A 12916-nucleotide genomic window follows, 5' to 3' on the forward strand; every position below is an offset into this window, starting at 1 on the left:
GGTTTGTCGACCGCGCCTGATATCGGGCGCGGCGGCACTCACTGTATTCCGGATTCAAGGACCGATTTCCCATGAGCGCAACGCCTTCGTTATTGCAGCGTTACCGCCACGCCTGGCGAGACTCCTGGCGCCAGCGCAAACAGATGGACAGCGTGCAGCGCCTGCCACATGAAGCGCAGTTTCTTCCCGCCGCGCTGGAGTTGCAGGACACCCCCGTGCATCCGGCACCGAGAATCTTTGTCTGGAGCATCATGGGGTTCGCCGTGTTGGCGCTGCTGTGGGCCTGCATCGGCAAGATCGAAGTGGTGGCGGTCGCGCCGGGCAAGATCGTTCCGAATGGCAAAACCAAGCTGATTCAATCCAGCGAAACGGCGGTGGTCAGGGCGATCCATGTCAGTGATGGTCAGGCCGTGAAAGTCGGCGAGTTGCTGGTCGAGCTCGACCCGACGGCAGCGGACGCCGATGTCAGACGGATTCAGAGTGACCTGCTGGCAGCACGTATCGACAGTGCCCGCAGTGCAGCGATGCTCGATGCGATCAATCAGCAAAAGCCACCGGCATCGCTGATCGGAGCGATTGCCAACGCCAACCCAGAGCAGGTGCTCAGCGCCCAGCGTTGGCTGCAAGGGCAGTATCAGGAATACCGCAGTAACCTTGAGTTGGTAGACGCGGAAATCCTTCAGCGCAGCGCCGAAATCCAGTCTGCCCAGGCCCAGGTGGCCAGCCTGCGACAAACCGTGCCGATCGCCACGCAACTGGCCGAGGACTACCAGCGGCTGTTGGCGCAACAGTACGTGGCGCGTCATGAATACCTGGAAAAGGAACAGGCCCGACTCGACTTGCAACGTCAATTGAGTGTGCAGCAAGCCAGCGTGCTGCAATCCACTGCCGCCCAGGGTGAGGCGCGGCGTCGACGCGAAGGCGTCGTTGCGCAGAATCGCCGCGCCATGCTCGACCTGCAACAAGAGGCCAACCAAAAAGCCGCGAGCCTGGTTCAGGAACTGGCCAAGGCCCGCTACCAGGAAACCCTGACCAGCCTCAAAGCCCCGGTGGACGGCACCGTCCAACAATTGGCCATCCACACCGTCGGCGGCGTGGTCACACCGGCCCAGCCGTTGATGGTCATCGTCCCGGCGGATCAGCCGGTCGAAGTGGAAGCGATGCTGGAAAACAAGGACGTCGGCTTCGTCCGCGCCGGCCAACCGGTCACGGTCAAAGTAGAAACCTTCACCTTCACCAAATACGGCACCGTCGCCGGCGAAGTGCTCAGCGTCTCGAACGACGCCATCGAAGATGAAAAACGCGGGTTGATCTACAGCAGCCGCATTCGCCTGAAGTCCGATCACTTGATGGTCAATGGTCAGCGAGTGGCGCTGTCGCCGGGGATGTCGGTGACGGCGGAAGTGAAGACGGATCAGCGTCGGGTGATCGAGTACTTCTTGAGTCCGTTGCAGCAGCATATGGATGAGAGTTTGCGAGAGCGTTGAATGTTGCTGCAAAGGAGGAGCGTGCGAGTGATGCGGTTATTGAAGTTTGTATTGGCGGCGATCGGTTTTCTTACCGTGTTGAAGTATGGCGTCATCACCTTACTGGGCGTGACCTTTGATCCCGATGAAGAGGTGACTATCCAGGTTTATCCCTCACCGACTGGACAGTACAGCGCCGCCCATGTCTCCCGCTCGGGAGGCGGGGTAGCTCCATTCTGTTCTGACGCGGTGGTCGTATTTAACCGCCTGTTGGATGTAAATGACGTGGTTAAGAACGATAACTACCAGGTTTATTCGAGTGAGTGCGGCAGCTTTTTTGATCACGCGCTCTCGCCCAACGTGCAGTGGGAATCTGATGACGATTTGCGAATTGATGTTGCGATTGGGGAAACGCGGGTATTTAGCCGCAAGGTAGATCTTCGCGGGACGGATGCCTCGGGGAACGTGCAGGTCAGGTTTGCGGCTTATCGTTGAAGAACGAGTGGTGTGTTGTGCGCAGTAAAGCGACTGTCGGCCAATCAGAGTCAATACAGGAAGTAGGAATGGAGTTTTAAGGCAGGAGCAGCGCGCTTTTTACAGCAAGTATTTTTTGATGGCGGTTTTTTCCGGCGTCTGCGTATTTTTACTGCTCAAATTCGTCGTGAGAATGCCCGGTACGTTCTTTGGTGACCTTTATACTGATTGGAGGGCGTTGATTTGTGTGAATATTTTTATTGGGTTGTATTTGTCGGGTAGGGAGGAAGTTTTGATCGTTTGTTTTGCTCGTTTATATGTGCTGTTGAATTTTTAATTATTTGGGTTTTTTACTGGGTGTTGTCTTGGTTGTCTGTCGGCTAATTCAAGATGAATGGAACTAGGCGTTGGATAAAGGGGCTGATAAAGGGGGGGATTTATTTTTCAGAGTGGTTCTGGCTTCAGGAAATAAATCTGTCCACTTTAGTGGTCTCGATAAGGTTTTGGTTGAAAAAAAATTGTCTGTGGGTTGGTAAGATTTAAGTGGCGTTTGTTGAGGATAAAAAGTGGAGTTAGTCATGCTTAGAGTGATAAGTCTCCTGCGCAATTGGGTTGTAGGTGGCATGTGTGTTTTGTTGGTAGCCTGTTCGGCGCCGATATCGGTAGTCAAACCCTTGGATGTCTCTCGGGCTAACCAGTCCGCCAGTGCGCAGTTTGTGGTTAACAAGTTCGGCGATTACAGATTCGCTTTTTTATTTGCAAAGGAAAATGGTTTGGCTGAAATAAATAAGCAAATTAAAATATGGGGTGATCTTAATCATGAAGGTGTAGCTATTCCCATACACCTTCGGGTCTTGAAAGATGAACAGGTTTACTTTGATGAGGAATTGGTGACAACAGGTGTGCAGTGGGGGCAGGGGATTGAGTATGAGGGGCGGTATGTTAATGCAGCAATTCGGTTGATTGAGGTTTTAGAGTTGGTGCCTGGAAGTTGTACCGTCGAAGTTAGTACTCTTAAGGATCGGGAAGCGTTCGGGGTATAGAGGGGTTTGTGAAAGTTACTTATTACAGCCCAAAGCATTGAAGCGATTTTTTTAAGTTGATCAGGGAGCGTCAAAGTGGATAAGAAGTACAGTGTGACTTATAAGGTTGCAAAGACGGATGCGGAGTACGTTTATCAACAAAATAAAGGCGATTACAAAGCGGGCGATACGCATGCTTCGTCTGGCGGACACATAAACGGGGACAGACCACGTTTTTTAAACTGCGCAGCTGTAAGCCATCGATTTAATCGTGGTCTGTCCCCGCTTTTCGTCCCCGCTTTTCTTTTAGCCGGTCCTTTAGTGGTCTTATGTTGTTGGCAATCTAAAAAAAGGAGTTGGTTGTGCATGGAGTTATAAATATATTGCGCAAAGGGGCTATTGCTCTGCTTTGTGTGTTGTTAGTGGCCTGTTCAGATCCTCTATGGATAGTTAAACCTATGGACGTCTCTCGAGACAATCAACAGGTATCTATGGATTTCGTGGTCAAGAGGGTGGGTGAGTACAGATTTGCATTGTTGTTTGTTCGAGGTAAGAACTTGGTGGAAATGAACAGGCAAAGTGAGATATGGGGCGAAAGTGGCGGAAAAGGCATTTCAATACCCGTGCACGTTAGAATTTTTAAAGATAGAAAGATTTTTTCTGACGAAAACATTAGTACCAATGGGGTGTTTTGGGGGCAGGACTTTGAGTATCAAGGTAAAACGTTGAATACAGCGGTCAGACTCATCAAGACTTACGAGTTACCTGCTGGAGCTTATTCCGTTCAGGTCAACACCCTCGAAGATGTAGAGGCGTTTCGTGGAGTCGAAAGTTATATAGAGTTTGCTTATTATAAGCCAAAGCATTGAAGCATTTTTGTTAGTAAGGAGGAGAAAGGGGGCAACAGGAGAAAGGGGACAGATTTATTTTTCTGAATGGTTCTGGCTTCAGAAAATAAATCTGTCCTCTTTAGTGCTCCCCTTTAGTGGGAGTTTTGCCTGGAAGTTAGTCGGTTGAAGTCAGCACTCTTGATGATTTGGAGCGTTCCTGAATATCGAAGGCTTCGTAGAGGTTTGTTACTATAACCCCTGGCACTAACATGGCTTTTTTAATGTATTTGTTTTTAGTGTCGAAAACGGAGTTTTTATGTGTGGAATGATGAATGCTTTACGCAATGGCGTTGTAAGTGCTGTGTGGTTTTTGTTGGCAGCCTGTTCAGCACCTGTGTCAATAGTAAAGCCTTTGGATGTCTCCCAGGCTAACCAGTCCGCGAGTACGCAGTTTATGGTAAGGAAATCCGGAGACTACAGAATTGCTTTGCTGTTTGCCAAGGGGCATGGTTTAACCGAAATAAATAAACAAATTGAGGTGTGGGGTGATTTAGATAATGAAGGTGTAGCTATTCCCATACATCTTCGGATCTTGAAAGATGGTCAGGTTTACTTTGATGAGGTATTAGTGACAGCAGGTGTGCAATGGGGGCAGGGAATTGATTATGAGGGGCGATATGTAAATGCAGCAGTTCGATTAATTAAAATACTAGAGCTGGTGCCTGGAAGTTATTTTGTTGAGGTTAATACGCTTGATAAGCTGGATGCGTTTCGGAGTATAGAGGGGTTTGTGAGTTTTTCTTACTATAATCCAAAGCATTGAAGCAATTTTAAGTTGGTGAAGGAGCGTCACATTGGAAAAGAAGTATAGTGTCATTTATAAGGTTGCAAAGACGGACGCGGAGTACGTTTACCAACAAAATAAAGGCGATCACAAAGCGGGCGATACGCATGCTTCGTCTGGCGGACATATGTGGTATTCCTTGAGTGATGGTGCAGGAAATAGGAAAAGTTACGGCTTCGAATCCGTTTACGGCGAGATGCGTGGTCTAGGGCAGGTGGGTAATTATGATGATGCTGGGTACAAGGAGACAGTGTATGAAGTAAGTGTTGTATTGACTGAAGATCAATTTAATAAGCTAAAAAATTTCTCGGAAGACCCCCAATCAGGCGGGTTTGATAATACGCGCTACAGGCTACTTACTAATAGCTGTGTGGATTTTGTATACGCGTCTTTGAAGACCGTCGGTTATAACGGTAAGGGATTCGAAGGTGCTTTTTTTCCTGCTGATAACGTTAGTCATGTAAATGATTTACTGCATACTTATGGCGCCCAAATCATTCGTGACGATTTAACACGGCATGGTGAGTACTATGAAGCAAAAGATGGCCAGCAATGCTTGTGGCTTGGCGTGGGTGACATTTCTACGGCCACTCATACATCCAACCTGATCAACATCGACATCAACCCATCCCCCCAACCCCAACAACACATCCAGGGCGAAAGCAAAGCCCAGCAAGACGTCGCCAACGGCTTCATCCAAAACGCCGCAACGCACAACATCTTCGCCGTCGGCGGGATTCTCAACAAAACCGATTTCACCTCCACCCAAATGGCCAGCCTGGCCTCGGGCGGTATTCGTCCGGGTGAAATGCAACTCGATCCCAACGCTCGGCCCAATACCTATCTGTCGAATTTCTACCAAGCCCCAAACAGTACCAAACCGGATTTCAGTCTGCGCAATGCCGTGACCCTGAACGGTTTGTCGGCGATGTCGACGTTCAACACTTACGTTGACCCGCTGTTGCTGGATCTGACCGGCAATGGCGTGCACATGACCGACATCCGCGACGGTGTGCTGTTTGATACCGACCACAGCGGTACGGTCAAGCGCAGCGGCTGGGCGGATCGCAGCACCGGCATGCTGGTGATCGACGATGGCAGTGGCCAGATCAAAGACGTCAGCCAGATGTTCTCCGAGTATTACGGTGGCAAGGCTGGCGTCAACGGCGCTGCTGGCGAGACGCGGTTCAAGGACGGTTTCGCGGCATTGGCCAGTGAAGACGCGAACAAGGATGGCGTGATCGATCAACGCGATCCGATCTGGAGCAAGTTGCGGGTCTGGGTTGACGGTACGCATGACGCGAAAGTCGATGCTGGTGAGCTCAAGACGCTGACCGAGTTGGGCATCACCCAGATCAACGTGCGCGCGGCGACGTCTACTCAAGCTGAAATGCGTGACGGCAACCGGGTGCTCGCCACCGGTTCGTTCACCATCAATGGCAAAAGCCAGGAAGCGCTGGCGGTGGATTTCCTTGGCGATCCGGTCAGCAATACCCTGACCAGTCAGGGCACCGGTACGCGAGTGACTTCGACCACCAGTGGCATCAACAGCAGAACCACTAGCGCGTATGCCAGCCAGAGCACCATGGGTGAAACCCTGGATGCGGCAAAACTGGGCGTGAACAATTTGTATGGCGGCAGCGGCGACGACACCTTGATCGCGGCGCCTGCTGGCGGTTGGCTGGTGGGCGGTGCGGGCAGCAACACCTATAACGGCGGCGTGGGCGATGACGTATTTGTCATCAGTGCCTCGGACAATCCGGTGAACATCCACGGCAATGGCGGTCATGACACGGCGATCATCGTCGGTGACAAAGGGGTGGTGCTGAACATGGCCCGCGCCGGTCTGACCATCGCCGAAGGGGGTGGCGGCAACGACACGATCATGAGCGGCGGCACCGGCAGTGCCTTCATCAAGGGCGGCTCCGGCAATTCGACCCTGGTGGGCGGGTCAGGCAACGACGTATTGGTCGGCGGCACTGGCCACAACACCATCATCGGCGGCAGTGGCAAAGCGGTGATTTATGCCGGGCCACAGGGCGACACCATTTACGCCTCCGAAGCCGGCAGCATCATCCATGCGGGTGGCGGTGCCGATAAAATTTACGGCGGTGCCGGCAACGACATCATCGAAGTCGGCCACGGCAACGCGACCATCGACGGTGACGGCGGGATCAACCTGGTGACGCTGCACGGCAACCATGGCGACTACCGGATCACTCGCACCGCGACCGGTTATGAAGTGGCCGACAAGGTCGCCGGGCGTGATGGCACGGTCACGCTGACCAACATCCAGAAGCTCAACTTCTCGGACATTTCGGCTGTAGATCTGCTGACCCCGAACGCGATGCCAGTGGCGGATGTGCTCACGCTCGACAAGGCTGGCAAGGCCTTCGATCGCACGCAGGTGCATATGATCAGCGCCGACAGCCTGTTGGCCAACGATCAGCGCCTCAATAGTCAGGGCGCGCTGCATATTGCCAACGTGGGTGACGCGGTCGGCGGCTCGGTCAGTCTCACCGCCCAGGGCGATGTGCTGTTTACCCCGGATGCGCGTTACACCGGTCTGATCAGCTTCAAATACGGTGTGGCCGATGCATCCGGCAATCTTTCGGCGTCGGTGGTGGACCTCAGTAGCGGGCAGACCGCACCGATGCGGGCCGGTGTCACGTTGCTGACGCCGGAAGTGCCGCTTGATCCGCTGGCGGCTCAGGAATGGTACTTGAGCGATACCAACGTGCTGCCGGTCTGGAAGGACTACACCGGCAAGGGCGTACGCATCGGTCAGTTCGAGCCGGGTGGCCAGTTCGCCACCGCGCCGGAAATCTTTGATATCGCCCACCCCGACCTTGCGCCGAATGTCGACAAGGCCTGGCTGCAAACGCAGCAGACCAATCGCACCTTGCCGGGTCTGGTGTCCAACCACGCGACGATGGTGGCGGGTGTCATGGTCGGGGCCAAGAATGGCATCGGCGGCGTGGGCGTCGCCTACGGCGCGACGCTGGGCGGTTACTACCTGGCCGGTAAGGGCGATGACTTGGCGGGGCTGGGGCATATGGTCAGTTTTGACATTGCCAACAACAGCTGGGGTTTCACCAATGACTTCGCCCTCAGCAGTTTTCAGGACGGCACGTTCACAACCGCCACGGCCCTGAGCATGAATGCGCAGTACGCGGCGAGTAACGGCCGTGGCGGATTGGGTACGATCATCGTCGCAGCGGGCGGCAATAGCCGTGCAACCGGCGGCAATGCCCAGGGGTCGCTAACCAACAACAATCGCTTTTCGGTGGAAGTCGGCGCGATCAACGCACAGGGCGATTTGTCGACCTTGCAGATCGGCTCTTCACCGTTCTCCAACCCGGGCGCGAGCCTTCTGGTCTCGGCGCCGGGCAGCAATGTCGTGTCCACCAGCCACATGCTGGAAACCGAACGCGGTTCCACCTTCGGCAACGACTACACCAGCATGCAAGGCACCAGTTTTGCCGCGCCGATCGTTTCCGGTATCGTCGCGCTGATGCTGGAAGCCAACCCGAACCTGGGTTATCGCGATGTGCAGCAAATCCTGGCGCTGTCGGCGCGCAAGATCAACGACCCGTCCACCCAATGGAGCGATAACGCCGCCCACGGCTGGAACGGTGGCGGTATGCACACCAGCAACGACTATGGCTTTGGTGAAGTCGATGCGCGCGCCGCCGTTCGGTTGTCCGAAGCCTGGATGACCCAAAGCACCGGCGCCAACGAATACGTCTATAGAGCTTCCAGCGGTGCCCTCGGGAAACCGTTGGCGGCGGGTGCGACGCTGACGTCGTCCATCGCGATGAATGCCGGTCTGAATGTCGAACACGTCGAGATCGATTTCGACGCTCAGGTTGGCCGTCTTGGCGATCTGACGCTCAAGCTGATTTCTCCCGATGGCACGCAGAGCATCCTGCTCAACCGTCAGGGCAAAGTCCCGGATGGCATGCCGGGCGCGAGTGCAACCGACGTCGGCAGCACGCAGTCCGGGTCGTTCAAGTACACCTTCATGTCGACCCATGACTTCGGTGAGCGCTCGGCGGGTAACTGGACGTTGCAGGTGACCGATTCGGCTTCCGGTCTGCCGGTCACACTCAACACTTGGTCGCTGCGTTTGTACGGCAGCAAGACCACCTCGGACGACACCTATTTCTACACCGACGAATACCTCAAATCGGTGGTCGGGCAGGCCAACCGTGCGGTGCTGGATGACGCGGTCAATGGCGTGGCGGGCGGGCGTAATACCCTTAATGCGGCGGCTGTTTCGGGGGACACCTCGGTCAACCTGCTGACCGGTGTCGCCAGCATCGGCGGCGCGGCGTTGACGGTGAAAAATCCGTCGGGCATTCAGAACATTGTCACCGGCGATGGCAACGACACGCTGGTGGCCGGCAAGGCCGATGCCTTGCTCGACGGCGGGCGTGGCAACAACACGTTGACGGGCGGTGCGGGCAAGGACTTTTTTGTGGTCCATCGCCGTGACGCGGGCAGCGATACCATCAGCAACTTCGAAGCTGCCCGTGGCGAAATCGTCGATCTGGTGGGGTTTGCCGGAAAGAAATTCGCCGATCTGCAGCTGACGCAGCAGGGGGCGGACGTCAAGGTTGATCTGGGCAAGGGCCAGAGCATCGTCCTGAAAAATCTGGCACTCGCTGGCATCACCGCAGCGAACTTCAAGTTCCAGGACAGCTTTGTGGCGCCGACGGCTTACGTCAACAGCGATGCTTCGGCGGTCAAGCCGCAAGAAGGCCTGGGCACCGTGGTGCTCAACGGTGGCGGTAAAGGCGTGATGTACAGCAGCGACGCTCAGGGCAAAACCGTGGCCTCGCTGAACGGCACGATCTACAGCCATGACAGCGCAACGTCGGATGTGTTTGTGGTGTCGGCTCAACCCGGCGCCAAGGATTACAGCAACGCCTTGCGCGGGTTCCGGCATGGCGTCGACAAGATCGACCTGCGCCAGACCGGCGTCACCGATTTCAGCCAGTTGACCGTCGAACACCAGAACCGCGCCACCTTCAATGGCCTGACGCAGATTCATGGTGTGTACGTGACGCGCAGCGATTCGAACACCAAGCTGTTGTATCTGGATGCGCTGGATGTGGCACAGGTCAGCGCTTCGGACTTCCTTTTTGCCGATCATGCGCCGGCTGTGGTGACGCCGGTCGGACCGGTGCCGCCAGTGGTCGTGCCGCCAACGATCACCGTGCCGGGTACATTGACGCCGATTATCGATCGCCCTGGCATCGACAAACCTGTGGTGGTCGGACCGCTGCCGCCGATTGATCTGCATCCGACCATTGTCGTTCCCGACCCGGTCCTGCGACCGTCAGTCACGATTCCGGTCTTCAAGTTGCCGGAGACCAAGACGATCGAGCAGATCCTGGCAGAACGCGGTGTCGACCTGAACCCGAAAGTGCCGGAGCGTAAAACTGTTGAGCAGATCCTTGCCGAGCGTGATGCGAATCGCGGTGCGACGACGGTCCCTGAACGCAAAACCATCGAGCAGATTCTCGCCGAGCGCGGTGTCGGTTCGCTGGAACCGTCGAAAGTGCCAGACATCGGCCCGGTCGGACGTGATGTGGCTGGGCGCACGCCGATTGATATTCCGAGCCCACGGCCGATTGTCATCCCGGATATCCCGACGGTCGATATCGCTCATCGAGACCTTGATCTCCCGACTCGTCGACCGGTAACCGTTCCTGACGTCATCGGTGCGCAAGATCCTCGGCTGAAGTTTGATGACACGTTCGGCGGGGCCGCATCAACGGCAGACACCACGTTTGCATCAATTCGAGACAGAATCCGTGGCGGTTCAACACCTTCGACAGCGGACCCTCTGCCGCCCGCCACCGACCCCAACGTCATGACGGTCAAAGGCTTCTTCGCCGATGTCACGCTGGGTGACGAGAGCAAGACCATCAACGTCGAGGCCTCGAATGCCAAAGTGGTTGCCGGCAACGGTGACAACAAGGTGAACGTGACGGGCCGCCGGGGAGATATCACCCTGGGCAACGGCAATAACGTTGTGACAGGTGACGTCAACAAACTCACCGTCGGCCATGGCAATAACACCATTACCGACTCCGGCTCTTTCACCACGGTGAAACTGGGGGATGGCAATAACAAGGTGCTGGTCAGCGGCAACATGCCGACAGTGGAAGTCGGGCACGGAGTCAACGACATTGAGTTCAGCGGCGGGATGGGAGAGTTGGTGTTCGGCAAAGACATCAGTCCCGATCGTCTGTGGTTCCAGCACGAAGGGCAGGACCTGCAGATCTCGGTCATTGGCAGCAAGCAGGAGGTCACGCTGCATAACTGGTATGCCAGTACCCCTGAGCGTCCACGCGACATCATGACCGGAGACCGCCATCGGTTGATGGGCAATGATGTCGAACACCTGGTCCAGGCCATGGCGGCGTTCGCGCCGGCGGCACCGGCGACCATGACCTTCGGTGCTGCCGAGCAACAGGTATTGCAGCCTGTGCTGGCGGCCAACTGGATGTAACCACCACACGTTGACTCGGTAACACGGCCCGCGATGGTTATCGCGGGCCTTCGACCGTCTCGTTCGAGACCGGTCATGGCCTCATGATTCGCCGCCGGTACCCCAGGCATTGGAATTCATTGCTTCCAGTTAATAGGAAGCATTACTATTCACGCCTTATCCCCACAGCACACCGCAATGACCCCCAAGCTGCCCCCCAGACACGGCTTTTTCGAGCACTACGAAGAGTTGGTCGGGACCTGGACCCGTCGCCTGAGAAATCGTCAGCAGGCCGAGGACCTGGCCCACGACACCTTTGTGAGGGTGCTTGAGTCCGATTCGGCGACGGTGGAACAACCTCGGGCGTATTTGCACCAGACCGCACGCAACATCGCGGTGGATGGTTATCGGCGTGAGGATCGGCGGGGCGCGATGGCGTCGGAGGCGATCGATCACAGTGTGTCGTCGTCCGGCGACCCGGAGCATTTCATGCATGCGATCCAGTTGGCGGACTCCATCGAACGGGCGCTCACCGAGCTGCCGATCAATTGCCGCAAAGTGTTTGTCTGGCAGAAGATCGAAGGCCTGACTCAGGCCGAAATCGCCGACCGCCTGGGGCTGTCCAAGAACATGGTGGAAAAGTACATGATCCGCACGCTGCGGCATCTGCGTGACCGCCTGGACGGACTGCAGCCATGATCGGCCGTGCCTTCTCCTCCCCAGCCAAACAGGAACTTCCATGATGGATACTCGTGATTGTGCGTGCGGGCAAACAACGGTTCGCGACGCTGCGGCGTGCTGGTTTGTGCGTTTGCAGGAACCTGCGATGAATGTCGAAGAGTCTCGGCATTTCGAAGCCTGGCTGGACGAACACCCTCAGCATCGCGACGAATTCCAGTTATTGCAGGGCGTGTGGACGGCGGCTGATTTGCTGCCGGCGGCGCGTCTGCAAGCCTTGTGTGAAACCGTGCCGGCGCGCAGCAAGCGCCGCCCGCTGATGCGTTATGCGGTGGCCGCCGGTGTGTTGGCCGTCGCGCTCGGTTTGGGGCTGTTCAGCGGCTTGAATCCTCCGACGATCTACACCGCCGAATTTTCCACTGCGCTGGGTGAGCGACGTCATGTGGCGTTGCCGGACGGTTCGGTGATCGACCTGAACAGCCGCAGCCGCGTTCAGGTGCGCTATGAAAACGACCGTCGCAGCATCGAGCTGATCCAGGGCGAAGCGATGTTCAGCGTCGAGCACGACACCCGGCGGCCCTTCGTGGTCGAGGCGGGCAGCGGCAAGGTCACGGTCACCGGCACCCGTTTTGATGTGCGCCGTGACACCGCCCAAACCCGGGTCGCGGTGGAGCAGGGCACCGTCAAGGTTCAGGGCCGTACAGCGCTGGACAGCGATTTCATCAGCCTGACTGCCGGCCTCGGCACGCACATCGATGCACAAGGCAACGTCGCGGCCGCCTACGCGGTCAATCCTGCCGAGCTGACCGCCTGGCGCAGCGGCAAACTGGTGTTCAACAACGCCAGACTTAGCGACGTCGCCGAGGAAGTCTCGCGCTATCGGGAGAAACCGCTCACCGTCGGCAACGACAACGTGGGCAATCTGCGCCTGACCAGCGTGTTCAAATCCGACAACACCGACGCGTTGCTCAAGGCCTTGCCGAGCATTCTGCCGGTAGCCGTGCGCACCCTCGATGACGGCAGTCAGGAAATAATTTCAAAATAGATTCAGGTTTTTTTCGAGTTCATCGTCTTCTTGTCCAGCTGCAACTGGTTTGCAT

Annotated in this window: 8 protein-coding genes; all 8 read left to right on the forward strand. The window is 56.1% G+C overall.

The features are described from left to right. Positions 1 to 71: 71 nt before the first annotated feature. A complete protein-coding gene (locus QK293_RS15965) occupies positions 72 to 1487 on the forward strand; it encodes an HlyD family type I secretion periplasmic adaptor subunit (RefSeq protein WP_282378565.1) in 1416 nt (471 codons plus the stop codon). Positions 1488 to 1514: 27 nt separating this feature from the next. Next, entirely contained in the window at positions 1515 to 1961 is a 447-nt protein-coding gene (locus QK293_RS15970; RefSeq protein ID WP_282378567.1) for a hypothetical protein, read from the forward strand. Positions 1962 to 2506: 545 nt separating this feature from the next. Further along, a complete protein-coding gene (locus QK293_RS15975) occupies positions 2507 to 2983 on the forward strand; it encodes a DUF5625 family protein (protein ID WP_282378569.1) in 477 nt (158 codons plus the stop codon). A gap of 341 nt (positions 2984 to 3324) precedes the next feature. Then, positions 3325 to 3831: a DUF5625 family protein gene (locus QK293_RS15980; protein ID WP_282378571.1), complete on the forward strand. Its 507-nt coding sequence runs from the start codon at positions 3325 to 3327 to the stop codon at positions 3829 to 3831. 277 nt (positions 3832 to 4108) lie between these two features. Then, positions 4109 to 4615 (forward strand): DUF5625 family protein, encoded by a 507-nt coding sequence (locus QK293_RS15985; RefSeq protein WP_282378573.1) that lies wholly within the window; start codon positions 4109 to 4111, stop codon positions 4613 to 4615. Between the two features lie 31 nt (positions 4616 to 4646). Next, a complete protein-coding gene (locus QK293_RS15990; RefSeq protein ID WP_282378575.1) occupies positions 4647 to 11159 on the forward strand; it encodes a S8 family serine peptidase in 6513 nt (2170 codons plus the stop codon). A gap of 177 nt (positions 11160 to 11336) precedes the next feature. Then, positions 11337 to 11837, forward strand: coding sequence for a sigma-70 family RNA polymerase sigma factor (locus tag QK293_RS15995; protein ID WP_282378578.1), 501 nt, complete (start codon positions 11337 to 11339; stop codon positions 11835 to 11837). Positions 11838 to 11877: 40 nt separating this feature from the next. Beyond that, a complete protein-coding gene (locus tag QK293_RS16000; RefSeq protein ID WP_282378580.1) occupies positions 11878 to 12861 on the forward strand; it encodes a FecR family protein in 984 nt (327 codons plus the stop codon). Positions 12862 to 12916: the final 55 nt, after the last annotated feature.

It is taken from the genome of Pseudomonas sp. AL03, from assembly GCF_029960815.1.
GTDB lineage: Bacteria > Pseudomonadota > Gammaproteobacteria > Pseudomonadales > Pseudomonadaceae > Aquipseudomonas.

Bases quoted from the DNA above. Each gene is read 5' to 3' on its own strand.
- QK293_RS15965 (WP_282378565.1), top strand. From the start codon at position 72: ATGAGCGCAACGCCTTCGTTATTGCAGCGTTACCGCCACGCCTGGCGA.
- QK293_RS15985 (WP_282378573.1), top strand. From the start codon at position 4,109: ATGTGTGGAATGATGAATGCTTTACGCAATGGCGTTGTAAGTGCTGTG.
- QK293_RS15995 (WP_282378578.1), top strand. From the start codon at position 11,337: ATGACCCCCAAGCTGCCCCCCAGACACGGCTTTTTCGAGCACTACGAA.
- QK293_RS16000 (WP_282378580.1), top strand. From the start codon at position 11,878: ATGATGGATACTCGTGATTGTGCGTGCGGGCAAACAACGGTTCGCGAC.